The organism is Stenotrophomonas sp. GQ19, from assembly GCF_059758695.1.
The window spans coordinates 842,656-867,345 of record NZ_JCAXES010000001.1; the positions used below are offsets into that span (position 1 = coordinate 842,656).

A 24,690-nucleotide genomic window follows, 5' to 3' on the forward strand; every position below is an offset into this window, starting at 1 on the left:
GCTCGGCTAGAGCAGCACCTGGCGCGTGCTGCCAAGATAGCGATGGATCTCCTCTTCCACTGCTTCCTCGATCATATAGACCGGCCGCTGGCCATTCGGACAGCGCAGGCGCGGGGTGGTCCCGAACAACCGACAGATCAGCGGGCGCTCCGCGTAGATCTCGCACCCCTGCTCGCCCAGGTAGGGGCAACTGAGCTCGGCCAGGGCAGCATCGTGCTCGGCCTCGCTTTTCACAGGTAGACGCGCCATCTCCTCGCTCGACACCGTGACCGGGCCACAGCAGTCGTGGCACCCGACGATGCACCGGAAGGAAGGGATCTGATCGCGCAGCCGCAGGAGTGTGTCGCTGTTGGTATAGGGCATTGCGATGAGCCTCGGCCACGCATCGGCGGAAGGGGCATTTTACTCCCCCGCGGTCTCGATATCGCCGATCACTGCGGAAGGCGTCAGATGACTCACTCCCCCAGCACGCGCGCGATCGCAGCCGTCAGCAGTCTCCCCAAGGTTTCCTTCGCCAGCCCGGGGTCGCGCACGGCGCGCATCGCCAGGCCCTCCACCAGCACCCGCAGCAGCAGGGTGCGGGCGTCGATGTCCCGTTCATCCGGGCGGCGCCCCCACCGCGCGTCAGTCAATCAGAGCAGGTGCCATCCAGCGAGTCGCTACCGATCAGGAGAGCGACGATCCCAGCTCCTTCATGCGCCGCCTATGCAGGGACAACACCATCACCGCCAGCACCGCGGCCGACGCGCCCGTCAGCGGGATGGACGCCAATGACGCATAACTGATCGTGAGGCCGCCCAATGCACCGCCCAGCGCAGTCCCCAGATTGAAAGAGGCAATGTTCAACCCCGCCGCCACCGAACTGTAGGCGGGAATGAAGCGCTGGGCCTGCCTGAGCAGTCGCAGCGTCAGCAGGGTCACGATGGCGAAGAAGCAGATGCCCAGCGTGCCGATCAGGACCATCATCAGCACCGGCATGCTTGCCACGCCGTACAGACCGAGCAGATTCAGCGCCAGGGCGACCAACGCCAGCCGAATGCTGCGATCCACGTCCATCGCGTCGGCAAGGAAGCCTCCCAGGAGATTGCCGGCGATCGCACAGATGCCGAACAGCAGCATCCCCATACTCAGCCACTGCACGCCCACCGCAGTAACCTGCTGCAGGTAGGGCGAGACGAACGTAAAGAACGAGAACGTGGCAATACTGACAAGCGCGCCGATACCGGCGGTGATCAGCAGCTGGGGGTGGGTGATGGCCTTGATGCCCTTCCATGCGCCAGCGCCGGTTGACTCCACCTCGGCCACGCCGCGCGGCATGCACAGCACCAGCCCAAGCATGCCCCCCACACTGAGCACGCCGATAGCCATGAACACCACGCGCCAGGACCACAGGCTTCCCAGATAGGTGCCGAGCGGAACGCCGATGGCCAGTGCGAGCGTCAGCCCGATCCACACCACCGACAGCGCCCGACCGGATCGCTGTGGATCCACCAGCCGGGTGGCCGCGTCGGAGGCCACCGCCATGAACACGCCGTGGCCCAGGCCGACCACGAAGCGGACAGCCAGCAGAACCACCAGATTGGGCGATGCACTCATCAGCAGGCTGCCCACCCCAAGCAAGGCCGTAGCCAGCAACAGGATATGCCTGTCCCGCCAGTGAGCGACCAGCGCGGTGATGAACGGCGCCCCGATGGCGGCACCCAGTGCGTAAGCGGCAATGGCCGTACCGACCAGGGAAATCGGCGCATCCAGATCGTCGGCAATGGCGGTCAACAGCCCCGCGACGACGAACTCGGAGAGACCGAACGCGAATGCGCACAGCGAAAATACATAGATGGCGGCGGGCATTGCGGATCCTCAACAGCGGGGCTGCCGAAGACTAGTGGCTCGCCTGATGCGGGTGAAGGACTGTCTGCATACCGCACCAAGACGCGGCGCGTCTCATCCGATCAGGGCGATGGCAATGTCTCCAGGACCGCCTGTATCAACCGGTCGCGGATCGCCGATGCCCGGGTCTCGTTCCACGCCATGAACAGGTCCAGGCGGGACAGCGCATCGGAAGCGTCCGCCTGGAGCGGGCGGAACACCACGTCCGTCCGCGCATTCGTCGCCAGGGACGCAGGCAGCAGCGCTACGCCGAACCCAGCGGCCACCAGGGCGATCAGCGTCTGCATCTGTCGGCCGTGCTGCACGATGTCGGGAACAAACCCCGCTGCGTGGCACAGGCTGAGGAGCTGGTCATGGAACCCCTTGCCGAGCGTCCGCGGTGAGGCGACGAACGCGTCGTCCTTGAGCAGCTCCAGCGCGATGGTCGGGGCCGCTTCCAGCCGATGGCCGGCAGGCAGCGCGACGACAATCGGTTCGCTGGATACGGTGGCCAGGCGCAGGTGCGGGACAGACGTTCCGGGTGTCCGCATGAACCCAATATCCGCCCTGCCCTCCTCCAGCGCGATCACCTGCTCCTGGGTAGTGGCTTCCACCATGGTGAACGAAATGCCGGGGGAAGCATGTCGGAAACCGCGAAGCGCGCGTAGCAGAGCGGCGTAGGGCGCGATGTTGATGAAGGTCAGCGTGAGGTGGCCCTCAATACCTTCCGCCACCCGCCGCGTCTGCGCCATGCCCTCCTCCAACGCGCGCAAGGTGCTGCGCGCAGTGACAAGGAATGCCACCCCGGCCGGGGTCAGCGCCACACTGCGGTTGGTGCGGACGAACAGCGGCGCACCGACGGCGCTCTCAAGCTTGCGGATCGCCTGGCTCAGCGGGGGCTGGGCCATGTGCAGCCGCTCAGCGGCACGATTGAAATGCAGCTCTTCGGCAACGGCAACGAACTGTTGGAGCAGGCGGGTCTCGATCACTGAAACGCCACACCTCTTGTTTTCCCTGGATTGGGCGTGGTCAACATAGCAAATCACTGCGCCTGGGGCGCCGACGCGATCTCGATCTCAACGCCCCCACTCTGCCATGCACCCACCCAAGTCTAGCCAGGGCGCGTCAGCCACGGGACTCGCGCTTCTGCTTTCCGGGGTCGCCATCGTCTTCAGGCATCTGCCTTGGCTTGAGCGCTGCCATGGCGGTCCCAAGGTCCGCTTCCGGCCACAAGCGGGCCATTGACCGCCCAATCTGCTCAGATTCCGGCGAGCACGCTCGGATCACCCGTCCTCCAGACGTTGTCCACTACCACGCGCTTGATCTCCCACCCCGCGTCACGGCGTGACAACACAACGTCATAGCGGTTCTTCATCAGATACTGGCGTGCACCGTCGACGCTCGATACGTGCTGCGCTTCGACCAGCACATCCACCCGCGCCGTATCACCGTCCACCACCACCCTCGGGTTGCTGAACGAGTGGGAGGTATCGAGCCCGCTGAGCGACGTGGACAGGGCCTCGACGATGGCATCCCGCCCCTGCAGCACCGGGTACTCGAAGCCCGCTTTTGCACCGGCGGGACGGAAATCGGAGATGGCATCCTCTGTAAAGGCCGAAGAGAGTAGCGCGTGGTCGCGCAGGTCGATACCCGCGGCGAAGCGGTACAGCGTTTCGACCACGGCATGTGTGTCATGAAGGGTATCGGCGGAGTTGACGTGCAGTGACATGGGCTGGATTCCTTAGCGAGGCGTGGGAGTGGCTGGGTCAATGAAGGTGATACGGGTGTCGGCGATGGTCTCTGCGAAGTCGCTGCCGAATACACCTACAGGCGTGTGGAAGCCTGGACGCGCTTCCCCTGCCAGCACACGGCGCGCAGCCACGACCGCGGCCAGGGGCGTGAAGCTGTAGCCGTTCACGGTATCCAGCACCGCGCGGGTGATGGCACCGTCGGCGCCTACCACCTCTACCGCTGCCTGGTACCGATTGTCGGCGCGCTCCTGCGCGGTGGGTCCATCCGGCAGTGCATCGATGCCGCCTTCGGGGAACGCGCTGCCAGACACATGCACGTAGGTTTCGATATCGCCAACCCCGGTCTGCCTGGCGATGGTGATCAGGTCAGGCAGCGTCACCGGGAAACAACTCACCAGCCCATTGCCGAAATCGAGGTCCTGCAGCACGTCCGGCGCATGCGCCGTGAGCACATCATCCCTGCGCATCAGACACTGTACAGTTACGTGCTGGCTGGCACTGAGCGCCGATCCGCGCGACATCGAACCCGCTACATGCAGGGCGATACGGATGGACACCGGGGACGGCACACGCTCAACCGCACGCGCGGCCAGGCTGCCAAGCATCGCCACGCTGCCCCCGCTACCCGGCATCAGCATCACCCCTGCCTTGGCGGCGCTCAGGTCATGGCGCTCGGCCAGCTGGTAGCTGTCCAGCTCGGCGGCGATATCCAGGTAGTGGACGCCGCCACGCAGGCAAGCCTCCATCAGTGCTCCTGCGGTATGCGCGAACGGCCCAGCGCAGTTGAGCAGCACCGCGACGTCCTGCAGCCCGTAGTCCACATCGCCAGCGTTTACCAGCGCGAACACGCGGTACTCCACGCCAAGGCGCTTGGCCAGCGCCTGCAGCGGAGCTTCGTCGCGTCCCGCAAGTACCAGCTTCAGCCCAGCTTCTTCCGCGTGCGCTGCAGCCATGCGCCCGGTGTAGCCGGATGCACCGTAGATCATCAATGTCTTCATGATGTGTTCCTCGCCACCCTACTCGAGTGCGGCGTCAATGCGGGAAATAAGGCCTGCGGGATCCAAGGCCACTAGAAGCAATCCGATCTCGTGACCGAAATCGCCAGTGAAATCGACCCGGGCTCTTGCACGTACATCGCCAAGACCTTCCAGCGACAGCAGCCGGGTAACCGTGTGGTAACCCAGGAAGTACTTTTCCAGATAGTCACGCACACCGGCGTGCTCGTTGAAGGTGCATCCGGTGGACGGGTCATCGATCACTGCCGTCGTGCTGAACAAGGCCAAGGCCCGTTCGATATCGAAGGCGTTCGTGGCGTTGATGAAGTCAACCACCGTGGCCTGCACGGGGTGCGATGCGGCGGCGTCATTCATGGCCGTGCTGCCAGCTTTTGTAGACGAACTCCAGGCTGTAGCCATCCGGGTCGCGCACCTGCGCGGCGTAGTAGCGCGGGTCGTAGTGCAACTGCGGGCCAGGCGGGTGGATCTCGCTGGCGCCGGCGGCCATCGCGGCGGCATGCGCTGCATCGACCATCGCGCTGGAATCTGCCACGAAGCCAACGTGTGCCGCCTGCGCCGCCGCCAAGCCCTGCCGCAGCCAGAAGAAGACCCGGCCGCCTGCGCCGAAGCCTTTCAGGTCCGGGTGGCCGGGGGGCCCCTGCCGACCGTCGTAGTCGAGCCGGTTGACGATGCCCAGCGGGGCCAGCGCGGCCGTGTAGAACGCGACCGAGCGGGTGGTGTCGGTGACAGTGAGGAAAATGTGGTCGAGCATGTCGTACTCCCGTTGCGAACTAGATGTTGTAGCCGCCTGCAACTTCAATGGTCTGCGCATTGACCCACGCCTGCTCATCACCGAGCAGCCCGGCAATGACGCGGCCCACGTCGTCCGGCTCACCTACCCGACCCAGTGCCGTCTGCGCGGCCAGCAGGGCTTCGAATTCATCGTTGAGGCCGCCGCCCAGTTCGGTACGGATCGCCCCAGGTGCGACGGCATTGACGCGGATGCGGCGCTCGCCGAACTCCTTGGCCATGTAGCGGGTAAGCACCTCCAGCCCACCCTTGAAGGCAGCGTATGGCGCCACCCCGGCGGTGGCCACACGCGAGGTGGCACTGGTGATATTGACGATGCTTGCGCCAGTACCCAGCAGCGGCAGCAGTGCCTGTGTGAGGAAGAACGGCCCCTTCAGGTGCACGTTGAACAGACCATCGAACTGTTCCTCGGTCACGGTCTCGATCGGATTGAACAGCCCGAAGCCGGCATTGTTCACCAGCCCACCCAGCGCGGAGGCGCCCCAGGTACCCTGCAAGGTGTCCTTCACCTTCGCTGCAAATGCCGCAAAGCTGCCGGTGTTGCCCACATCCAGCTGCAGGGCCACTGCCGTGCCGCCTTCTGCCTGGATGCGCCCCACCACCAGCTGGGCAGCATGGGGCTGGGCGTTGTAGGTGAGGATGACGCCCATGCCGCGCTGCGCGCAGTGCAACGCGGCGCTGGCACCAATGCCGCGGCTGCCGCCGGTGATCAGTACGTGTTTCATGCAGGTGGTCCTGTGCAGTTGGGGGGAGATGCACAGGCTAGGGTCGCCGACTGCGGCGCGCCGACCTGATCCTCGCCAATTCCTGCCTATTCCTGCTTTCCGCCTTGCCAGGCCCCTGCGGCGGGTGTCCAATGTTGTCATGGACAACGCACTGGAAGAACTGCGCCGCCTCGCGGCGCATGCCGAAAATCGCCGTACCGATACGGGCATTCCCCGCGTTGCCATGGTGCAAGGCGAGATCCCGGAGCATGTCCTGGCGGCCGTATACGAGCCGATGATCAACCTGATCCTGCAGGGAAGCAAATCCATGACGGTGGGTGAGAAGACCCTCGAATACGACCCGGCCACGTACTTCATCATGTCCGTGGACCTGCCGGCGGTAGGTGCGGTGCACCCGGCCAGCACCGGCGAGCCGTACCTGGCGGTGAGCCTCACGCTGGACCTTGGCATCATCGCAGCGCTTTTGTGCGACACCACCGATGCCGCCACCGGGCGCGGCGAGCCCTCCACCCAGACCGAGGCCTTCAACGTCGCTGCCGTCACCCCGGAGCTGATGGATGCGTGGGTGCGCATGTTGCGCCTGATGGAGCGCCCCGGCGAGATACCTGCGCTGGCGCCGGCGTACGAGCGCGAGATCCTATACCGCGTGCTGCAGGGACCACATGGGTGCATGCTGCGGCAGTTGGCCACACCGGATTCGGCGCTGGCGCGTATCAGCAGCGCGATCCAGCGCATCCGTAGCGACTACGCCAAACCGCTTCGAATCGCCGCCTTGGCCGAACAGGTGGCAATGAGCGAGTCGGCCTTCCACCGGCACTTCAAGTCCGCCACCGCACTGAGTCCGCTTCAATATCAGAAACAGCTGCGCCTGCTGCAGGCCCGCCAAATTCTGTCGACGCGGGGAACAAGCGTTACTGCGGCCGCGCTCGATGTCGGCTATGAGAGTCCCACCCAGTTCACCCGCGAATACGCGCGTGCCTTCGGTTTGCCGCCCTCGCAGGATGCGGCGCGCATGATCGCAAGCCGACGTGGGTAAGCGGCACGGGCTTACTGCCTTCCACGAATCAGTGCAAGCAGAGTGTTCGTGGAAGCAGTGGCGCAGGAAGTGGCGCCTTTTGGCATCCAGATGACGTTGATCGAGCCGGGCCCTACGGCCACGGGCTTTGGCGGTGCGCTGGACCAGGCCGACGCCCTGCCCGCCTACGCCGATACCCCCAGCGGTGCCATCCGCAGCGCGTTGTTTGGCGAGAACGCGGGCGCGTTCTCGATCGATGGGGAGGTGGAGAAAATGGTGGCCGCGATCATCGCGTGCGCCGACGCCGCAGTTGCGCCGCGGCGGCTGTTGCTCGGAAGCAGTGCGTATACGCGGGTGCATGCGGCGTTGCGCGAACGGCTGGCAGAGCTGGAGGCGAACCGGGCGATCACCTGCGCCATGGACGTGGACAGGTAGACGCCAGCTACACCGTGCGACCGGCATCGGGCGGTAGAGCCACCCCATGGGTGGCTGCCGTGCGACCGGGATCATTGGGGCGTCAGCCACCCATGGGGTGGCTCTACCCGGACGGTTGGGCGTTGATGTGGAAGCCACCCATGAGAGGACGACGCAACACGCGGCCTGGCCGATCCCCGCCGGCCACCTGCGTGGGTATCAATCGGCGCGGCAGTGGTGACAGAACAACACTGCGGCCCATCACGACAATCCCGTCACGGGTTTCCGGAGATGCTCTGCTCATTCCCCCTGTTCAGGAGCAACGATGCCCACCTCAGCATCTTTTGTCATTCGCTCCTTTGAAGCGAGCTATGCCTCTTCCGGCGAAGTCGAGCGAATCCTGGCGCTGACCGTGGAGTGCGGCCATTGCAGCACAACCACTGCCTCAACCCTTGGCTCCCTGATGGAGCTTCCAGGTGGTGCGCTTTTTCGCTGTGGGCAGTGCGGCTCGCATCACGCCGTCAGCAACGCGCGGCTCTCGGCTATTGGTGAGCCTTCCAGGCGTTCTGCGGAGCACGCGTTGGCACGGGAAATACAGCTCAACCCAATGCTGCCAGTGGCCCCTTTGGCTCTGGCCATCGAAACGAGATAGTAGCCGCCGGACGTCCTGGCATTGGCCTCGACGTCCACTCTCACCGTCCTGAGCTGCCCTTGGACGTCGCATTCTTGGCATCGTCGGACGGCGCATCGGGGTCTTCCTTCCCGGCGTGAGCATGTCCACCCGTCGGGTCTTCGATCTGGATGACCTTCCCCTTCTGCCACGCATCGGCGCCTGCATCGATTGAGGGCGCGGCAATGTCGGCACGGCGCTTTCGCTTGTCCTCACTACTGACCCCGAGCCGGGCGTCACGGGCAGCGACCATGGCCGGGTCCGCCTGGCCGTCTGCGGTGAATCCCATCATCAGCTGCGGCATGCCTCGGGGCAGGTCCTTGTCCAGGTCTGTGTGCCAGGTGTGCCAGGTCTTGCCATACGTATGGATGAGCTTCTCCATCAGCGCGTGCTCGGCCACCTCGGGAATCCCCGGCGCGATGAGCTGACCGGATTTCACCTCTTGAACGTGGCTGTGCCATAGCGCCTTTTCCTGCTCAGGAAGGCCTGCAAAGAGCGTCTCACTGATGATGTATTCCACCCCCATCAACTTGGCGTCTTTCACGTTGCCGTCGTAGATCGTGCACTGGATGACATCCTCGTTGAGGAGGGCGCAGTAGTGATGGGCTTCCATCTGGACCTTCATCTGACCGTTGTAGAAATGGAATCCGTCCAGATAGGCGTTGATGGCATCGACCGGCGGTCGGTTCTGCAGCACGGCTGCCCCGGTCTCGAGCGCTTTGGTTTTCGCGGTTTCTTCGGCCCCGGGCGCTTGGACGCTGGACGCTGTGTTGCCGCCTCCGCACCCGGACAAGGTGAAGATGACAGCGGCACATACGACGGCTCGATGCATTGCGGCTCCTCCTGAACATCCCAACCGATCCGACTTTGCGTTCCAGACGCTGGACGTGCGGCCATGTTCAGTGCGGAACGTCCCCACCGACCGTCACTTGTCCAGATGCCTGCGAACCGCTACCGAGGTCGGGCCTACGGCCTTGATCGCGTCCTTGAGTCGAGCAGCGGTCACGCCCAAGGCCTTGGTCCACTACTGGACCTCTTTCTAGCCCCCCAACTGTGGGGCGCCGGTGAACATGCATTGCATGCCCCTTCACACGTTCCATCCTGAATTGCGGCCCTTGGGCCAAGCGCGCGAGCGGGTTCAACGACCCGTGCGAGGCGGTTATCAACGCCTGAACGACGCAAGGAAAGCGGTGTGCATGCCGTGCGACAAGCGCGACATGGCGTGCGTGTAGCAGACCTTCACGGATCTGCGCACGCGCCTAACGAGAGTGCGCCTAGCTTCAGCGCTCCACCCACCACCAACCCGGAGAATCCTCATGGCGATCAAGACCGCAGAAGACCTGTTCATCCACGAACTGTCGGACATTTACAGCGCGGAGAAGCAGATGGCCAAGGCGCTGCCCCGCCTGGCGCGCGCCGCCACCGACCCGGACCTGGCCGCCGCCTTCGAAACCCATCTTGAAGAGACCCAGGGCCAGATCGAGCGCATCGACCAGGTCGTCGAGCTGCTGGGCATTCGGCTCAAGCGCATCAAGTGCGCCGCCATGGAAGGGCTGGTTGAGGAGGGGAAAGAAGCCATCGACAGCATCGAGGAAGGCCCCGTGCGCGATGCCGCGCTTATCGGCGGCGCCCAGAAGGTTGAACACTACGAGATCGCGTCCTACGGCACCATCGCTGCCCTCGCCAAGCAGCTGGGTTACAAGGACGCGCTTCCGCTTCTGCTGGAAACCCTGGAAGAAGAAAAGGCAACCGATGAGAAGCTGACGATCCTGGCCAAGTCCGGCGGCAACGCCAAGGCGGCAAAGGCCGCCTGAGGCCCATGGCTCGGATTCAGCAGTGATCCACGGAGCGGCATGGACCGCCGCTCCTTCACTCCAGCCTCTGATAGAGCCTCACGGCCAAACGGGCGATTAAGGCGCCAGAACAGCTATGCGTATGCCCAGCCCTGCGCTCCTGATCATCGACATGTTCACGTTGTTCGATTTCCCGGACGCCGACCAAGTAAAGCCCAAGGCTTTGGAAGCCGCGCGGCACATCGCAAGGCTCGCGCAGCATTTCCGGGATCGCGGCCATCCGGTCATCTACGCTAACGACAACTTCGCCAACTGGCAGATGGATTTCAAAGAGCTGGTGAGGCTCTGTTTGGCCACGGAGGGTGCGTCATCGGGGATCGCCAAGATCCTCCAGCCGGAGCATGGCGACTACTTCGTGCTCAAGCCCAAACACTCGGCGTTCCTCGCTACCCCGCTCGCCGTGCTGCTTGCCAAGCTCGGCGTGAGGGAACTCGTGGTTGCCGGGATGACGGCGGAGTCATGCATCACGGCCACATGTTTCGATGGCAATGCCAGGGAGTATGAAACGATCGTGATTCGGGAAGCGGTTGCCGGCATCGGCGCCCGAAAGACCACTGCATTACGACTGCTCGAAGCGTCCAAGGCAGCCACCGTCCTCAAACTGGCCAGCTACCTGCGCCGCTGAGGCGTCGAATGAATACGTCCTCTGCCGCCGTCTCAGCCGTCCCCTGTTACATAAGGAGGCGACTCCCCATAGGTGGACGTGGTGGCGTCTGCATCGAAGCCGTTGTATGCGGTGCGCCGTCAGCGGCCAGATGGGGCGCTTCCGGAGACCCGATGCCGGTCTGTTCAAGACCCTCCTGCACCGCTGCAAGCAGCCGGCTGGCACAGCGGACCGCGCTCCCCAGGGCCGGATCCAGCCCCACGAGGTAGACGAAGCAGCCGTCGAACTTCGCCGACGCCGTCTCCAGGCCCTCTGAATAGGTCATCTCGCGTTTGAGCGCCTTGAACCAGCGCTTGGGCGGCTCGGCGTCCAGCTCGATCACGACGGCGGCTTCGCCGAAGTCCAGCGGCATTGCTTCGATCCTCACCACCTTGGGGCTTGACGGGGTCTTTTGTCTGGCGGCCATTGCCCTTCTCCTCTGGAACAATGACGGAGAAGTATCCGCAGCACGCGCCAAGACCGCGTCAAAATTCGCGGGCGCCTGGCAGCGGCGTCGCGTAGGCCCGCAGGAAAAGCGCGACGGTTGCATCGGGTCCAGATACCAGCCTGTCCCCTTGGGGTAAGCCATGTTCTGTGAGGAGCAGCCTCAGGAACTTCTCGCTGTCTGGGGCGTGGGTCGGGCGGCTGGACGCCTTCGTGAATGCGTCTTCTGCAAGCTTGAAATACGGTGCAAGCATCGCGTTCCAGTGTTCCCTGTAGACATCATGGGCCGGGCCAGAGTGCGACAACGCCCGGCAGAACGCCTGGCACGAACTATCTGCCGCCAATCGCCCGATGCCGTCAGTGATACGCCTCAGCGCGTCGCCGAGATCGGCAACCCCGTGCATGTCGAGCACGCCTGACGGCATCGATGCCAGGTGGCCGTCCATGACCGCCCTGTAAAGCCGCTCCTTGTCACGATAGTGCGCGTAGAGGGTGACCTTCGTGACGCCACAGACCGCCGCGATGCGCCTCATCGTTGCCCGCTCAAACCCCTCCCCCGCAAATACCGTGGCGGCTCCTTCACGGATGCACCGCCTGGCGCTCTCCCTCGCCCTCTCCCAGCGGAGGCTGGTTTTGCTTGCGCAACGAGTGGAGGCCGCGGTGTTCATAGGCGCCGGAACAGCGCGCTGGCATTCACGCCGCCAAACCCGAACCCGTTGGTCAGGGCGAACGCCATGTCCGCCTTCCGCGGCACGCCGCCTACGATCGACAGTCCTTCGGCCAGCGGATCCGGACGCATCAGATTGAGCGTCGCCGGCGCGATCTGATCACGCAGAGCGAGCACGGTGAAGATGGCTTCGATGCCACCTGCTGCCCCGAGCAGATGCCCGGTGCTGGATTTGGTGGCAGAGATCAGAAGATCGGGTCGGGTACCAAACAGCGCGCGCATCGCCGCAAGCTCTGCCCGGTCGCCCACCTGGGTGGAGGTGGCGTGCGCATTGATGTGATCGACCTGCGCCGGCGCAATGCCTGCCTGCGCCAGCGCGATCTCCATTGCCCGGCGCGCCCCGCTGCCGTCCTCGGGTCCGGCCGTCAGATGGTAGGCATCGGAGGTCGTGCCGTAGCCAACCAGTTCGGCCAGCGGCGTGGCGCCACGCGCCAAGGCGTGGTCCAGCCGCTCGATCACCAGCAACCCTGCCCCTTCGGACATGACGAACCCGTCCCGCTGCTCATCAAACGGGCGAGAGGCTGCGTGCGGTGTGTCATTGAACGACGTGCTGAGCGCCTTGGCCGCTGCGAATCCGCCCAAGCTGACCCGGTGCATTGCCGCCTCCGCCCCACCGCACAGCGCGATGTCCGCCTCACCGGACCGGATGAGACGCGCCGCATCACCAATGGCCTGGACACCCGCCGCGCACGCCGTGACGGGCGCGCCCTGCGGGCCCTTGAACCCGTAACGGATCGACGCCTGCCCCGCCGCCATGTTGGCCAGGAAGGTCGGCGCAGTGAACGGCGACAGCCGGCCAGGCCCGCGGCTGTCGGTGGTGTGGACCGCATTGACGATGGATCCAAACCCGCCGATCCCGGTGGCAATCACGGTCGCCGTTCGCAGCAGCCCGCGGGCATTGGCGTCCTGCCACCCCGCCTGCTCAAGCGCTTCGTGGGCGGCGACCAACGCGAACTCCACGAACCGATCCATCTTCTTGAGATCTTTCGGCGCGATGATGCCGGTCGAATCGAAGCCGGCCTCGGGATCTTGAATGCGGTCAGGCACGCGGCCACCCACTTCACAGCCGGTTCCCGCCGCAAGCTCGGCCCCCAGCGATCCGATGCCGGAGCGCCCGGCAAGGAGGCGCGACCAGACGGTCTCCACACCGCAGCCGAGAGGACTGACCACGCCCATTCCGGTCACCACGATGCGATCTTTGTCGGCACTGCTCATACATCACTTCCCATATAAAAGAGGTCCGCGCCAATGTCAGGCAACGGGGGTCTTTTCCGCTCGGACCTTGAACCAGATGGCATACATCGCCGGCAGGAACACCAGCGTCATCACGGTGCCGGCAATGGTGCCGCCGATCAGCGTGTAGGCCAGCGTTCCCCAGAACACCGAATGGGTCAGCGGAATGAAGGCCAGCACCGCTGCCAGCGAGGTCAGGATCACCGGGCGGGCCCGGTGAACCGTGGCCTCGATGATGGCGTGGAAGGTCTCCATGCCGGCTTCTTCGTTCTCGTGAATCTGACCGATGAGGATGAGCGTGTTGCGCATCAGGATGCCCGACAACGCAATCAATCCCACCAGCGCGTTGATGCCGAACGGCTGCTGGAACAGCAGCAGCGTGGGCACCACACCGATCAGCCCCAACGGACTGGTCATGAAGACCATGATCATCGCGGAGATGGACCGCACCTGCAGGATGATGATCAGCAGGGTCACCGCCAACATGATCGGGAACAGCGGCAACATCGCACTCATTGCCTTGCCCGATTCCTCGATGGAACCGGCCTGGGCAATGGCGTAGCCCTCGGGCAGCGCGGCAATGAGGGGCTCAAGCTGCTTGCTGATCGCGGCGGATACATCCGGTGGCTGCAATGCGTCGTCAATATCACCGCGCACGGTGATGGTGGGTACCCGATCGCGACGGCGCAGCACCGGCTCTTCCATCCGGACCTCGACCGAGCCGATCTGGGACAGCGGCACGCGCTGGCCAGCAGCACCAACCAACGTGAAGTCCGCAATCCGCGCCGGATCCAGGCGTGTGTCGCCGCCTGACCGAGCGACAACCTCGACGGTGCGAATGTCCTCGCGCACGGCAGTGACCGGCACCCCGCTCAGGAAGAACTGCAACTGCTGCGATACAGACGCAGACGTCATTCCCATGGCTTGCAGGCGGTCCTGATCCAGCGTGAAGTGCAGCGTTGGCGTGCGCACGCCCCAATCGGTGTTGACCGTCCGCATCATCGGGCTGGCGTGCAGGGTCTGCTCGACCTTGGCCGCAATGCCACGGATGACATCCGGATCCGGACCACTGACCCGATACGCGACCGGGTAAGGTGAGTAAGGCCCAAACACCAGCTGGGTCACGCGCACCCGCGCCTCGGGCGCCAAGCCCTCCGCCACCGCCTGACGCAGTCGTGCTTTCAGGGCATCGCGCTGTGCCTGGCTGTCGGTACGCACCACGATCTTGGCGAACGCCGGATCGGGCAGTTCCGGGGAAATGGCGAGGTAGAACCGGGGTGCGCCCTGACCGATGTAGGCCGTGACGATCTTCGCTTCTTCCTGCCCAGCGAGCCACTGCTCCACCTTCCTGGTGGCCAGGTTGGTCTGTTCGATGGCCGTGCCGTAGGGCATCTGCACTTCGACCAGCACCTCCGGGCGATCGGAAATGGGGAAGAACTGCTTTTTCACCAGCCCCATGCCCACCACAGCAAGCACGAACAGGCCGATCACCGACCCCGCCGCAAGCCACTTGCGTGCAATCACCCGCGCCAGGATCGACCGGAAGCGGTTGTAACGCGGCGTGTCGTAAAGGCTGCTGTGCCCGCCTTCCACAGTCTTGAGTTCAGGGAGAAGCTTCACCCCCAGGTACGGCGTAAAGAACACCGCGACCACCCACGACACGATCAGCGCGATGCCCACGATCCAGAACATGTTGCTGGTGTATTCGCCGGCGGTGGACCGGGCAAAGCCATTGGGCATGAAGCCCACCGCAGTCACCAGGGTGCCGGCCAGCATGGGCGCCGCCGTATGGCTCCATGCGTAGGCCGATGCCTTGACCCGGCTATAGCCCTCTTCCATCTTCACCACCATCATTTCGATGGCGATGATCGCATCGTCCACCAACAGGCCGAGCGCCAGGATCAGCGAGCCGAGTGTGATGCGGTCAAAGTTCTTACCGGTTGCGGCCATCACCATGAATACAGCAGCCAGCGTCAGTGGCACCGCGGCCGCCACCACCACCCCCACGCGCCAGCCCATGCTGACAAAGCACACCAGCATCACCACCAGCAGCGCGGCGAAGAACTTCATCATGAACTCGTCGACCGACGCGCTGATGTTCACCGCCTGATCGGTCACCTTGTCCAGCGCCATCCCGACCGGCAGCCCCTGATTGATCTTCTTGACCTCTGCATCGAGTGAGGCACCCAGATCCAGGCCGTTCCAGCCGTCCCGCATGACGATGCCGAGCAGCATGGCAGGCTCGCCACCGTTGCGGATCATGAAGGTCGAAGGGTCTTCATAGCCACGCTTCACGGTGGCGATGTCCTGCAGTTTCAGGGTCTTGCCCTGCGCGACGATGGGCGTATCACGGATCTTTTCCAGCTGATCCAGCGCGCCATCCAGCCGAATGAAAATCTGCGGGCCCTTGGCCTCGACCGAGCCTGCAGGGGTCAGGGCGTTCTGTCCGTTCAGCGCCCCGAACACGTCCTGCGGTGTTATGCCCAGGTTCGACAGCCGTTCGTGTGACAGCTCCACATAGATGCGCTCGGACTGCTCACCGATGATGTTGACCTTCTTTACCCCAGGCACGTGCAGCAGGCGCTGGCGCAGGGTTTCGGCATCGCGCGCCAATGCGCGGAAGGGTTCGCCCTTAGCTTTCAACGCAAACAGCGCAAACGTGACATCCGCGTATTCGTCGTTGACCATCGGGCCGATCACGCCTGCGGGCAGGTTTGCCGCCTCGTCCGCCATCTTCTTGCGCGCCTGGTAAAACTCTTCCTGCACCTGCGAAGGCGGCGTGCCGTCCTGCAACGTCAGCGTGGTGAAGGACAAGCCAGGCCGGGTGTAGGTTTCGCTGCGGTCATACCAGCGCAGCTCCTGCAGGCGCTTTTCCAGCTTCTCGGCGACCTGGTCCTGCATTTCCGTGGGCGTAGCGCCAGGCCACGCCGTCACGATGGTCATGACTTTGACGGTGAACGCGGGGTCCTCTGCCCGTCCAAGCTGGAAGAACGACACGATGCCGGCAACCGAGATCAGGAAGATCAGGAAGACGGTGATGGCGCGCTCGCGCACCGCAAGCGCCGACAGATTGAACCCACTCACCGCTGGGCTCCGGTTGCCACTGCGCGCTTGGCCGTGTCGGCCAGGCGAACCACCTGCCCTTCGCGGAGCAGGTGAGCGCCTAGAGCCGCCACGCGATCCGATGCCTTGAAAGCCCCCTCAACCAACGCCTTGTCATCGCCCAGTTGCTTGACGGCTACCGGCGTCCACGTGGCCTTGAGCGGCTCACCTCCGATCACCCAGACACCGGGTCCGGTGCCAGGATCGAACAGGGCGCCCAACGGAACCTCCACGCCTGCCGACGCACCGGTAGCTGCTGCACCGCCAAGTTCAACCGTCACCGTTGAACCCAGCGGCAGCGCCGTGCTGCCCTCTTCCAGGGTGTAGCGGGCTTCAAACGTACGGGTTGCGGGGTCGGCCGATTCAGAGAGCACGCGCAACCGCGCGGGGATCGTGCCGCTTCCCCCGAACGACGACGCCAGGGCGACCGAACCGATCTGGGGACGAAGCGTCTCGGGCAACTGGACGACCGCCTCTCGGCTGCCCGCACGGGCAAGCCGGGCAACCACCTGCCCCGCCGCCACAACCTGACCGGGCTCCGCAGAGATGGTCATGACCACCCCGTCGGCATCGGCAACGAGCGCGGTGTAGTGGCTGGCATTGCGCGCAACCCGGGCCTGGGATTCGGCCGCTTTGAGTGTCGCAGCCGCCGCGTCGGCCGCCGCTTTGATCTGGTCGTAGGACGACCGTGACACCACGCCCTTGGCCGCCAGATCGCGATACCGCGCTTCATCCGCCGTGGCCTGCACGCTTTGCGCACGGGCCGCGATGACGGCCTGTTGCTGAGAGGCCGCGGCCAGGTTCAGGTCGTTGGGATCGATCCGGTAGAGCACATCCCCGCGCTTGACCGTCTGCCCGGTCTCCACGAGGCGCTCAGTGACCTTGCCGCCGACCCGGAAGGCCAGATCGCTCTGCACCTTTGCGGCGATGGTGCCCGTAAACGTGCGTGCGTTTCCCGCGCCCGGCTGCACATGGGCAACCCGGACGATGGGCGGCGCGGTCCGGGGGTCGATGTCATCCGACGTTCCGCAGGCCGCAAGGAACAACGGAACAACACAGGAGATGGCTGTGAGTACAAAACGGCGCCGCATACGGTCTTCCGGAGTGGGGTATCCGGAGGCATTCTGTTCCTAGTGACCGATTCCGTCAATAGTCACTTTCGTTGCGGGGCAAGACTCCTGAGCACCAGGTCCTGCAAGGCCGTGGGCGCTTCCGCATGCAGAGCCGCCAGGTGTGGAAGCGTCACTGGGTGCAGATAGGGAACCAGGACCTGATAGACCGCCTGGCTGGTCGCTTCGAGCGGCGTCGCGCGCTCAAAGACGCCGGACGCGCGCCCCTCTTTCAGGATCTCTTCCACCAGTTGCCGGATGCGGCCTTTGTAGGCCTGGGTCGAGGGCCATTGATCCGTCGCGGCCGCCACGGCGATTTCATAGAGGCGGCGATCCTGGAGGAACAGGCGAAGACTGGCCTCCACGATCACGGTAAACAGCACCCGCAGCCTGTCAGGCGGGGTTTGAACCCCCTCCAGGGCCGCATGCACCTCGCCTTCGATCTGCGCCAGGCAATTGGTGCAGATGACCTCCCCGATGGCCTGCTTGGAGGCAAAAAACTTGTAGATGTACGCCTTGGAGAAGCCGATGGCCTTGGCCAGGTCAGACACCGTGGTCTTGTCGTAGCCGTAGTGACTGAAGTGCGCGGTGGCCGCCTCGATGATCTGCGTGCGCACGTCGTGCTCAGCGGGGCCACGCCCGGCATCGAGCGCTGCGGAGGATGAAGTAGACATCGGGGAAGCGTAGCGCTGCGCGGTGACGCGGGCAAATAGTGACCAATCGGGTATGGGTTTACCCACGGCCGTTGTTGATTCCCGTGCGGCTTCTCAAGTCGCCATCCCCACAGGGGCCGCGCGCTTACCTGCGCAGCTCATCCCTGAAGCACGGCCTCAAGCCGCAGGTGCGTCCGGCAGCCGCGCCAGTATGTCGTTCCGACAGGCGTCCAGAATCTCGTCGGCCAGTGCCGCATCGTCCGGGCAGGACCGCGACAACACCACCGCGCCCACCGCCTGCGCAATCAGCGCGATCCGCCGCGCACGGCTGCGCTCGGCGGCGGCCGCATCAATCTGGCCATCGCGACCTGAGCCGTCTTCCAGCTGCGCGTCGATACCGGTTGCAAACGCAGCCTTGACCGACGCCGGCTGACGCGCGGCATCCGTGCACAGTGCCGCCATCGTGCAGCCTTGCCCCGGTGCATCCCGGTGTTCGCGGGACAGGTAGTAGGTCAGGAAGGCGCGCAGATCGGTCCCGGCCAATGCCTCGGCGGATGTCGCAAAGCCACAGGCGGCCGCTTCCGCCATCAGGTCGGCCTTCGACCCGAAGTGCTTATAGAAGCCGCCGTGCGTAAAGCCCGCGGCCCCCATCAGGTCTGCCACGCCCACGCCGTCGTATCCCCGCTCCCGGAACAGGGTGGAGGCGGTTTCGACGATGTGCGCCCGGTTGGCCTGCGCCTGTGCCTTGGTGACCTTCATGAACGATGCCCTGCAACGCTGTGCTGCGGAAGTACGGCACTTTACCACACTTAGATTACGTGCATCATCAAACCATTGACATCTAAGATTACGGTCATCATCATTGCGCCACCCCTACCCCGGAGCGGGCTTCCGCCCCTCCGCAACGCCCCCTCAACGATCACGACTCCACACCCCATGACGACCCCGACGCTCTTCCAGCCCCAATCCCTTGGCCCGCTGACGCTGGCCAACCGCATCGTGATGGCCCCGCTGACGCGCAACCGCGCCGGCACCGGTCTGGTGCCCAGCCCGCTGGCCGCCACCTACTACGCCCAGCGCGCCTCGGCCGGCCTGATCATCACCGAGGCCACCCAGATCTCGGCCCAGGCCCAGGGCTACCAGGACACGCCGGGGCTATACACCCAGGACCAGATCGACGGCTGGCGCGCGGTCACCGATGCCGTGCATGCCCGCGGCGGGCGCATCTTCGTGCAGTTGTGGCACGTGGGCCGCATCTCGCACGTGGACCTTCAACCAGGTAACGCCGCGCCGGTCTCCGCCTCGGCCATCCGCGCGCAGACCAAGACCTTCGTCCACAACGGCTTTGTCGATGTGTCCGAACCGCGCGCATTGGCGATCGACGAGCTGCCGGCCATCGTCAACGACTTCCGCCAGGCCGCCGCCAATGCCATCGCCGCCGGTTTTGACGGCGTGGAAATCCACGGTGCCAACGGCTACCTGCTGGAACAGTTCATCAAGGACGGCGCCAACCAGCGCACCGACGCCTACGGCGGCTCCATCGAGAACCGCGCGCGCCTGCTGCTGGAGGTCACTGCCGCCGTGGCGCAGGAGATCGGCGAGGATCGCACCGGCGTGCGCATTTCCCCGGTCTCGCCGGCCAATGCCATCGCCACGGTCAGCGACCCGCAGCCGCAGTACGACTACATCGTCGACCAGCTCAGCGCGCTGGGCATCGTCTACCTGCACGTGGTTGAAGGCGCAACCGGCGGCCCGCGCGACGTGGCCCCCTTCGACTTCGATGGGCTGCGCGCCCGCTTCAAGGGCACCTACCTGGCCAACAACGGCTACGACCTGGACCTGGCCAGCGCACACCTCGCCGAAGGCAAGGCGGACCTCGTTGCATTTGGCCGTGCCTTCATCAGCAATCCCGATCTGGTGGAACGCCTGAAGACCGGCGCGCCCTTGAACGCATTGAACCCCGCCACGTTGTACGGCGGCGGCGCGGAGGGCTACACCGACTACCCCGCATTGACCGCTACGACGCCGCAGTAATCCGTTCGATAGCACCGCGCTGCCCCCCTTCTCGCCCACCCAATTCCAAGAGACACACCATGAGCCTGCTTCCCACCGTCCTCATCACCGGCGCCTCCAGCGGCATCGGCACCGTTTACGCCGAACGCTTCGCACGCCGCGGCCACGACCTGGTACTGGTCGCGCGCGACAAGACGCGCCTGGACACGCTGGCCGCCCGCCTGCGCCAGGACACCGGGGTCGCCGTAGACGTCCTGCCGGCCGACCTCACCCAGCCCACCGATCTGGCCAACGTCGAAACCCGCCTGCGCGACGATGCGCGTATCGGCATCCTGATCAACAACGCGGGCATCGCCCAGTCCGGTGGCTTCACCGCGCAATCGGCCGACAGCATCGATCAGCTGGTGACGCTGAACACGCTCGCCCTGACGCGCCTGGCCGCGGCCGTTGCACCCCGCCTGGCCAACGCCGGCGAAGGCGCCATCGTCAACATCGGCTCGGTGGTGGGCCTGGCGCCCGAGTTCGGCATGTCCGTCTACGGTGCGACCAAAGCCTTTGTGCTGTTCCTGTCGCAGGGGCTCAGCCTGGAGCTGTCGCCCAAGGGCGTCTATGTGCAGGCCGTGCTGCCTGCCGCCACGCGCACCGAGATCTGGGAGCGTGCCGGCATCGACATCAACACGTTGCCGGAGGTGATGGATGTCGGCGAGCTGGTGGATGCCGCCCTGGTCGGCTTTGATCGTCGCGAAACCGTGACCATTCCGCCGCTGCATGTGGCCGCACGCTGGGACACGCTGGAGGCATCGCGCCAGGGCCTGCTCTCGGACGTCCGGCAGGCGCAGGCTGCAGAGCGCTATCGCCCATGAAAGCCTTCCTCATCGACCGGTACGGCAAGAAGGAAACCGGCCATATCGATGACGTGCCAACGCCGGCGCTGCGCGACGACGATGTGCTCATCCGCGTGCATGCGGCCAGCGTCAACGCGCTGGACACGAAGATCCGGCGGGGCGAGTTCAAGGTGATCCTGCCGTATCGCCTGCCGCTGATTCTGGGCAACGACCTGGCCGGCACGGTGGAGCGTGTTGGCGCCGGGGTTTCCCAGTTCAAACCGGGCGACGAGGTATACGCACGCCCCGACGATGATCGCATCGGGACGTTCGCCGAGTTCATCGCCGTCAGCGCCGCATCCGTGGCACTCAAGCCCCACAACCTCACCATGGTGGAGGCCGCCTCGCTGCCGCTGGTCGCGCTGACTGCGTGGCAGGCCCTGGTCGAAACCGCCCAGCTGAAACCGGGTCAGAAGGTCTTCATCCAGGCGGGCTCCGGCGGCGTCGGCACCGTGGCGATCCAGCTGGCCAAACACCTTGGCGCGTTCGTTGCCACCACCACGAGCACCGCCAACGTGGCGTGGGTAAAGGACCTGGGCGCGGACGTGGTCATCGATTACAGGCAGCAGGATTTCGCCACGGCACTGCGCGACTACGATGTGGTGCTCAACAGCCTGGGCAAGGATGAACTGGAGCGCTCGCTGCAGATCCTCAAGCCGGGTGGCCATCTCATCTCCATCTCGGGCCCGCCCACGCCCACCTTTGCGACCGCGCGCGGGTTGGCCTGGCCGCTCAAGCAGGTCATGCGCCTGCTCAGCCGTGGCATCCGGAGCAAGGCCAAGAGGAAGGGGGTGACGTATTCCTTCGTCTTCATGCGGGCCGATGGGGCGCAACTGAGCGCCATCGCATCGCTTGTCGAGTCCGGCGCAATCGTCCCGGTCATTGATCGGGTGTTCCCGTTCGAGGACACCCAAGGCGCGCTGGCCCATGTGGAGAGCGGGCGGGCGAAGGGGAAAGTGGTAGTGGAACTGCCGTAGTTCGATTGCCCCCCGCTGCACGTGCCATCCAGCCCGGAGATGCCGGTCAGGAGGACCGGCGATCGCGGCTCTCTTCTCACGCCCTTCCCTGCCCCTCCGGCCCCGGCAAAGCCAGGCGGGGACACGGGCGCTCTGGCTCCGGCCGTCGCGGCGGCCTATGATGAAATCCAGACCCAGGCCCGCGTCGTCACCCCAGGGGCCCTCAATGCGAACGCGTGAGCATGCCAAATACAGGGCGGTTCTATTTGTTTGAAGTGAACGTGCAGCCAGGTCGGCCGGACTCGGGCGAGGAGCCCAAAGTGCTCAGTGTCCAGGCCGAATGTCTTTCCTGCCATCACGTCACCACTGCCGCTGCCCCGCCGAGCCTTGCGAACATTCCGGGCGGAGGCGCGGTGCTGGAGTGCCCAGCGTGCGGCAGCCGTCAGGCGATCTCGGCGGCGCGTTTCGTGGAGTTTTCGCAACGGTCGGCTGCGGGCCCTGCGTCTCCGGATGCACCGCCGCAGTGATCCAGGCCTCAGCGGCTGACACGTGTTCGGGACGTTGAATCAAGGCGACTGTCTCGCGGTCCCTTAACTGCCGCCTGGCCACTGGCCTGCCACTGCCCGTGGGCCGCCTGCGTTGCGGGCGATCCCCATTCTGAAGCCGCGCGCCGTTCCCCTGCGCGATCGGCGCCGGGCGTTTCACAGGGTGCAAGCGGTTCAATGGCGATCATGGCAGCGAACGCGTATCCCTGCGTCGGCCCTACGGAATCCAGCCCATCGTGCTTCAGAACCTGCTTCATTTCGCCCCGCTGATAACCGCCGCCATGACCTGCGTGACGGCGTTGATCTGGGTGGTTTACCTCAGTTTTTTCCTGCGCAGCTACCGACGTCAGCAGCGACCGTCCATTCTGATCACATCCGGCGCCGGCAAGGACCTGGACGCGCATTGCTTCGTGACCAATCTGGGATTGGAACCGGTGTATCTGCTTGACGTGGTCATCGACCTGATTGAGCCGGATGGCAAGGTCGTTCGCGCGGTCATACCCGAACGCACGGAGCGCTGGAGCCAGGATGTTCCCGGCGACGACGACGATGTCCGCCGTGCGACCAACGTCGGCTCGCTCACCAGCGGGGGCGAACGAGACCTGGGCCGGTTCCGTACGCTTATCGAGCGCGCCAGCAAGGAGAATCCGGAGATCGCGTCTGATGCAGACTTCACCAGTCTGGAGGTGACCGTGGTGACGGTCACCGCGAGCCAGGCAGAGCTGTGCGGGGCGTCGCGCTGCTACCGGATCGACCACCGTACCGATTGCCTCCCTCAACTGAGGGCAACGACCATCAAGGCCAGGCAACTGCAGGGGTATTTCGCGCGACGCAGCCTGACGCGCCTGCTGACCGCCCAGCTCCGATCAACGGCTATGGGTTGATCGGTAATGCCGTGACGGGCGCATGGGAAGTGGTGCCAGACCTGGGGAAGTTCAGGTGGAAGATCGCCCCTTGCCCTGGTGTGCTTTCCAGCGCGATATCACCCCCCTGGCCGAGCATCAGATCCTTGGCCATTGCCAGCCCAAGGCCCGTTCCCTGACCGTGCGGCTTGGTCGTCACGAAAGGCTCAAAAATGCGGCTTTTCAGCTCGTCGTCGATCCCGGGACCGGAGTCTGCGCATGAAAGGCAGATGCCATCACCGGCGTCCTGGGCGATCAAGCGGATGGTGCCCTGCCCCGCCATGGCGTCGTCCGCGTTGCTCAACAGGTTCAGCACGATAAGACCGAGCTGATCCCGGTCGAAATCGACGAAAAGACCTGCCGGAATTTCCGTATGCAGCCGAACGCCTGGAGAAATGGTCTGTCGGAGCAGCGGTGTCAGCTCATCGATCACGCCACGCAACTCGTGACGCTCAATCACGGCGTCGTTCTGCCGGCTGAACGTCAGAAGGCGGCGACTCAGCGTATCCGCCTTGCGAACGGCGCTCTCGGCACCCGCCAGGGATGCCGCGACTTTCTCAGGCGTCTGGCCACGCTTGGCCTGTTGGACGTATCCCAGGATCAGCGACAGCAGGTGGTTGAAATCGTGGTTCAGCCCTGCGGCCAGCCGTGCCACTGCTTCGATTTTTCTGGCATGAACAAGTTGCTGCTCCACGTTGCGGCGCTGCTCCACCTCTCCTTGAAGCCGCACATAAGCCTCGCTGGCGTCGCGGCCCTTCGCCCTCGCTTCGGCCAGACTATGGCGCAGCGCAGAGCTGGCACGGTCCAGCACTACGGCGATCAGCAGGAAAATCGACGCGCTGATGACCCCGTCGACGGCCAGCGCTGCCGACCCATTGGACGCCCATTCCGTCCAGAGCCCCAGACCGAACGCGCCCCAGATGGCGGCAGTGACGCCCCACAAGGCGCCGCGGCCAACCACCAGGGCCGCGATGACCATGCAGACCGTCAGCACCGGCTGCTCGAAGCGCTGGGCGGTGAACCCGCTGCCTGCATAGGACAGGCAGACCGACACCGAAAACACCGCCAGCAGTTGATACGCCGCCCAGCGGAAATGCCCCAGCCGGACCAACGCGAAGCCGCCCAGGGCGACGGCACTCAGCAGCAGGCTCAGTGCCATGCTGCCCAGCTCCCCCTCGCGCCAGGGGACATCCACCGCAAAAGCCCGGTATGCCCACGCCAGGGGCGGAAGCCCGCCGAGAAGCAACAGCACCAGCTGCAGCATCGGCGCGTTACGCAGATCCACCGGATCTGCCACGGGCACGTTTCTGAGCCAACGCACGGGCAGCGTCAACAAGGCACGCGCCCGTCCGCCAGCAGATCGCCGGTCGGCATTACGGC

General features: G+C 64.9%; 27 protein-coding genes. 8 read left to right on the forward strand and 19 right to left on the reverse strand.

The annotated features are described in order from the left end of the window. Positions 1–6: 6 nt before the first annotated feature. The 9 genes from AC6CHL_RS03605 to AC6CHL_RS03645 form a co-directional block, all read right to left on the reverse strand. Positions 7–363 (reverse strand): YkgJ family cysteine cluster protein, encoded by a 357-nt coding sequence (locus AC6CHL_RS03605; RefSeq protein ID WP_498293393.1) that lies wholly within the window; start codon positions 361–363, stop codon positions 7–9. A gap of 92 nt (positions 364–455) precedes the next feature. Beyond that, the gene (locus AC6CHL_RS03610) at positions 456–632 is read right to left on the reverse strand and encodes a hypothetical protein (RefSeq protein WP_498293394.1); all 177 of its coding nucleotides are present in this window, start codon (positions 630–632) and stop codon (positions 456–458) included. A 34-nt stretch (positions 633–666) separates the two neighbouring features. After that, complete coding sequence (locus AC6CHL_RS03615; RefSeq protein WP_478070739.1) at positions 667–1,848, reverse strand: MFS transporter; 1,182 nt, start codon at positions 1,846–1,848, stop codon at positions 667–669. 101 nt (positions 1,849–1,949) lie between these two features. Continuing rightward, positions 1,950–2,855, reverse strand: coding sequence for a LysR substrate-binding domain-containing protein (locus tag AC6CHL_RS03620; RefSeq protein WP_038687798.1), 906 nt, complete (start codon positions 2,853–2,855; stop codon positions 1,950–1,952). Between the two features lie 269 nt (positions 2,856–3,124). Next, complete coding sequence (locus AC6CHL_RS03625; protein ID WP_498293396.1) at positions 3,125–3,595, reverse strand: nuclear transport factor 2 family protein; 471 nt, start codon at positions 3,593–3,595, stop codon at positions 3,125–3,127. A 12-nt stretch (positions 3,596–3,607) separates the two neighbouring features. Beyond that, complete coding sequence (locus AC6CHL_RS03630; protein ID WP_498293397.1) at positions 3,608–4,615, reverse strand: saccharopine dehydrogenase family protein; 1,008 nt, start codon at positions 4,613–4,615, stop codon at positions 3,608–3,610. Positions 4,616–4,633: 18 nt separating this feature from the next. Beyond that, positions 4,634–4,987 (reverse strand): Cif family virulence factor, encoded by a 354-nt coding sequence (locus AC6CHL_RS03635; protein WP_498293399.1) that lies wholly within the window; start codon positions 4,985–4,987, stop codon positions 4,634–4,636. Continuing rightward, on the reverse strand, positions 4,980–5,384 hold the full coding sequence (locus AC6CHL_RS03640) for a VOC family protein (protein ID WP_498293400.1): 405 nt from the start codon (positions 5,382–5,384) through the stop codon (positions 4,980–4,982). Before AC6CHL_RS03640 ends, AC6CHL_RS03635 begins: the two co-directional genes overlap by 8 nt. 19 nt (positions 5,385–5,403) lie before the next feature. Continuing rightward, the gene (locus AC6CHL_RS03645; protein ID WP_498293402.1) at positions 5,404–6,147 is read right to left on the reverse strand and encodes an SDR family NAD(P)-dependent oxidoreductase; all 744 of its coding nucleotides are present in this window, start codon (positions 6,145–6,147) and stop codon (positions 5,404–5,406) included. Positions 6,148–6,370: 223 nt separating this feature from the next. Between AC6CHL_RS03645 and AC6CHL_RS03650 the strand changes: the two genes are divergently transcribed. Both AC6CHL_RS03650 and AC6CHL_RS03655 read left to right on the forward strand, forming a co-directional pair. Next, positions 6,371–7,183, forward strand: coding sequence for an AraC family transcriptional regulator (locus tag AC6CHL_RS03650; protein ID WP_498293502.1), 813 nt, complete (start codon positions 6,371–6,373; stop codon positions 7,181–7,183). Between the two features lie 57 nt (positions 7,184–7,240). After that, positions 7,241–7,597: a Rossmann-fold NAD(P)-binding domain-containing protein gene (locus tag AC6CHL_RS03655; protein WP_498293403.1), complete on the forward strand. Its 357-nt coding sequence runs from the start codon at positions 7,241–7,243 to the stop codon at positions 7,595–7,597. A 671-nt stretch (positions 7,598–8,268) separates the two neighbouring features. On the opposite strand, the gene AC6CHL_RS03660 is transcribed toward AC6CHL_RS03655, so the two are convergent. Further along, complete coding sequence (locus AC6CHL_RS03660; protein ID WP_498293405.1) at positions 8,269–9,078, reverse strand: OBAP family protein; 810 nt, start codon at positions 9,076–9,078, stop codon at positions 8,269–8,271. Between the two features lie 93 nt (positions 9,079–9,171). Beyond that, positions 9,172–9,258 (reverse strand): DUF3606 domain-containing protein, encoded by an 87-nt coding sequence (locus tag AC6CHL_RS03665; RefSeq protein WP_137190082.1) that lies wholly within the window; start codon positions 9,256–9,258, stop codon positions 9,172–9,174. A gap of 304 nt (positions 9,259–9,562) precedes the next feature. Here AC6CHL_RS03665 and AC6CHL_RS03670 point away from each other — a divergent pair, with 304 nt between their 5' ends. Both AC6CHL_RS03670 and AC6CHL_RS03675 read left to right on the forward strand, forming a co-directional pair. Further along, positions 9,563–10,060 carry a YciE/YciF ferroxidase family protein gene (locus AC6CHL_RS03670; protein WP_038687788.1) on the forward strand — a complete coding sequence of 166 codons (498 nt, stop codon included), beginning with the start codon at positions 9,563–9,565 and terminating at the stop codon, positions 10,058–10,060. Between the two features lie 121 nt (positions 10,061–10,181). Further along, positions 10,182–10,724 carry a cysteine hydrolase family protein gene (locus AC6CHL_RS03675; RefSeq protein WP_448136871.1) on the forward strand — a complete coding sequence of 181 codons (543 nt, stop codon included), beginning with the start codon at positions 10,182–10,184 and terminating at the stop codon, positions 10,722–10,724. A gap of 46 nt (positions 10,725–10,770) precedes the next feature. Here AC6CHL_RS03675 and AC6CHL_RS03680 read toward each other — a convergent pair whose 3' ends face one another. The 7 genes from AC6CHL_RS03680 to AC6CHL_RS03710 form a co-directional block, all read right to left on the reverse strand. Then, positions 10,771–11,115, reverse strand: coding sequence for a hypothetical protein (locus AC6CHL_RS03680; protein ID WP_320491569.1), 345 nt, complete (start codon positions 11,113–11,115; stop codon positions 10,771–10,773). A gap of 112 nt (positions 11,116–11,227) precedes the next feature. Next, a complete protein-coding gene (locus tag AC6CHL_RS03685; protein WP_498293406.1) occupies positions 11,228–11,854 on the reverse strand; it encodes a TetR/AcrR family transcriptional regulator in 627 nt (208 codons plus the stop codon). Then, on the reverse strand, positions 11,851–13,128 hold the full coding sequence (fabF, locus tag AC6CHL_RS03690; protein ID WP_498293408.1) for a beta-ketoacyl-ACP synthase II: 1,278 nt from the start codon (positions 13,126–13,128) through the stop codon (positions 11,851–11,853). Before fabF ends, AC6CHL_RS03685 begins: the two co-directional genes overlap by 4 nt. A gap of 36 nt (positions 13,129–13,164) precedes the next feature. Next, complete coding sequence (locus tag AC6CHL_RS03695) at positions 13,165–16,230, reverse strand: efflux RND transporter permease subunit (protein ID WP_498293410.1); 3,066 nt, start codon at positions 16,228–16,230, stop codon at positions 13,165–13,167. Then, entirely contained in the window at positions 16,227–17,339 is a 1,113-nt protein-coding gene (locus AC6CHL_RS03700; protein ID WP_498293411.1) for an efflux RND transporter periplasmic adaptor subunit, read from the reverse strand. The genes AC6CHL_RS03695 and AC6CHL_RS03700 overlap by 4 nt, the downstream gene beginning before the upstream one ends. 62 nt (positions 17,340–17,401) lie before the next feature. Further along, positions 17,402–18,031, reverse strand: coding sequence for a TetR/AcrR family transcriptional regulator (locus AC6CHL_RS03705; RefSeq protein ID WP_141056980.1), 630 nt, complete (start codon positions 18,029–18,031; stop codon positions 17,402–17,404). Between the two features lie 156 nt (positions 18,032–18,187). Further along, on the reverse strand, positions 18,188–18,769 hold the full coding sequence (locus AC6CHL_RS03710) for a TetR/AcrR family transcriptional regulator (RefSeq protein ID WP_038687778.1): 582 nt from the start codon (positions 18,767–18,769) through the stop codon (positions 18,188–18,190). Positions 18,770–18,946: 177 nt separating this feature from the next. Here AC6CHL_RS03710 and AC6CHL_RS03715 point away from each other — a divergent pair, with 177 nt between their 5' ends. From AC6CHL_RS03715 to AC6CHL_RS03730, 4 genes are all read left to right on the forward strand, one after another. Then, a complete protein-coding gene (locus tag AC6CHL_RS03715) occupies positions 18,947–20,044 on the forward strand; it encodes an alkene reductase (RefSeq protein WP_498293412.1) in 1,098 nt (365 codons plus the stop codon). A gap of 59 nt (positions 20,045–20,103) precedes the next feature. After that, entirely contained in the window at positions 20,104–20,886 is a 783-nt protein-coding gene (locus AC6CHL_RS03720) for an SDR family NAD(P)-dependent oxidoreductase (RefSeq protein ID WP_498293414.1), read from the forward strand. Further along, the gene (locus AC6CHL_RS03725) at positions 20,883–21,884 is read left to right on the forward strand and encodes an NADP-dependent oxidoreductase (protein WP_498293415.1); all 1,002 of its coding nucleotides are present in this window, start codon (positions 20,883–20,885) and stop codon (positions 21,882–21,884) included. Before AC6CHL_RS03720 ends, AC6CHL_RS03725 begins: the two co-directional genes overlap by 4 nt. A gap of 760 nt (positions 21,885–22,644) precedes the next feature. Beyond that, positions 22,645–23,292, forward strand: a complete 648-nt coding sequence (locus AC6CHL_RS03730) for a hypothetical protein (RefSeq protein WP_137189768.1) — start codon at positions 22,645–22,647, stop codon at positions 23,290–23,292. Here the strand turns inward: AC6CHL_RS03730 and AC6CHL_RS03735 are convergent. Continuing rightward, entirely contained in the window at positions 23,282–24,646 is a 1,365-nt protein-coding gene (locus tag AC6CHL_RS03735) for a sensor histidine kinase (RefSeq protein WP_161578716.1), read from the reverse strand. The genes AC6CHL_RS03730 and AC6CHL_RS03735 overlap by 11 nt on opposite strands. Positions 24,647–24,690: the final 44 nt, after the last annotated feature.

Excerpts from the sequence above, each read along its gene's own strand:
- AC6CHL_RS03630 (WP_498293397.1), bottom strand. The coding sequence starts at position 4,615 with ATGAAGACATTGATGATCTACGGTGCATCCGGCTACACCGGGCGCATG.
- AC6CHL_RS03615 (WP_478070739.1), bottom strand. The coding sequence starts at position 1,848 with ATGCCCGCCGCCATCTATGTATTTTCGCTGTGCGCATTCGCGTTCGGT.
- AC6CHL_RS03720 (WP_498293414.1), top strand. The coding sequence starts at position 20,104 with ATGAGCCTGCTTCCCACCGTCCTCATCACCGGCGCCTCCAGCGGCATC.
- AC6CHL_RS03650 (WP_498293502.1), top strand. The coding sequence starts at position 6,371 with ATGGTGCAAGGCGAGATCCCGGAGCATGTCCTGGCGGCCGTATACGAG.
- AC6CHL_RS03700 (WP_498293411.1), bottom strand. The coding sequence starts at position 17,339 with ATGCGGCGCCGTTTTGTACTCACAGCCATCTCCTGTGTTGTTCCGTTG.
- AC6CHL_RS03640 (WP_498293400.1), bottom strand. The coding sequence starts at position 5,384 with ATGCTCGACCACATTTTCCTCACTGTCACCGACACCACCCGCTCGGTC.
- AC6CHL_RS03625 (WP_498293396.1), bottom strand. The coding sequence starts at position 3,595 with ATGTCACTGCACGTCAACTCCGCCGATACCCTTCATGACACACATGCC.
- AC6CHL_RS03645 (WP_498293402.1), bottom strand. The coding sequence starts at position 6,147 with ATGAAACACGTACTGATCACCGGCGGCAGCCGCGGCATTGGTGCCAGC.
- AC6CHL_RS03675 (WP_448136871.1), top strand. The coding sequence starts at position 10,182 with ATGCCCAGCCCTGCGCTCCTGATCATCGACATGTTCACGTTGTTCGAT.
- AC6CHL_RS03680 (WP_320491569.1), bottom strand. The coding sequence starts at position 11,115 with ATGCCGCTGGACTTCGGCGAAGCCGCCGTCGTGATCGAGCTGGACGCC.
- AC6CHL_RS03705 (WP_141056980.1), bottom strand. The coding sequence starts at position 18,031 with ATGTCTACTTCATCCTCCGCAGCGCTCGATGCCGGGCGTGGCCCCGCT.
- AC6CHL_RS03660 (WP_498293405.1), bottom strand. The coding sequence starts at position 9,078 with ATGCATCGAGCCGTCGTATGTGCCGCTGTCATCTTCACCTTGTCCGGG.
- AC6CHL_RS03715 (WP_498293412.1), top strand. The coding sequence starts at position 18,947 with ATGACGACCCCGACGCTCTTCCAGCCCCAATCCCTTGGCCCGCTGACG.
- AC6CHL_RS03710 (WP_038687778.1), bottom strand. The coding sequence starts at position 18,769 with ATGAAGGTCACCAAGGCACAGGCGCAGGCCAACCGGGCGCACATCGTC.
- AC6CHL_RS03635 (WP_498293399.1), bottom strand. The coding sequence starts at position 4,987 with ATGAATGACGCCGCCGCATCGCACCCCGTGCAGGCCACGGTGGTTGAC.
- AC6CHL_RS03605 (WP_498293393.1), bottom strand. The coding sequence starts at position 363 with ATGCCCTATACCAACAGCGACACACTCCTGCGGCTGCGCGATCAGATC.
- AC6CHL_RS03685 (WP_498293406.1), bottom strand. The coding sequence starts at position 11,854 with ATGAACACCGCGGCCTCCACTCGTTGCGCAAGCAAAACCAGCCTCCGC.
- fabF (WP_498293408.1), bottom strand. The coding sequence starts at position 13,128 with ATGAGCAGTGCCGACAAAGATCGCATCGTGGTGACCGGAATGGGCGTG.
- AC6CHL_RS03670 (WP_038687788.1), top strand. The coding sequence starts at position 9,563 with ATGGCGATCAAGACCGCAGAAGACCTGTTCATCCACGAACTGTCGGAC.
- AC6CHL_RS03725 (WP_498293415.1), top strand. The coding sequence starts at position 20,883 with ATGAAAGCCTTCCTCATCGACCGGTACGGCAAGAAGGAAACCGGCCAT.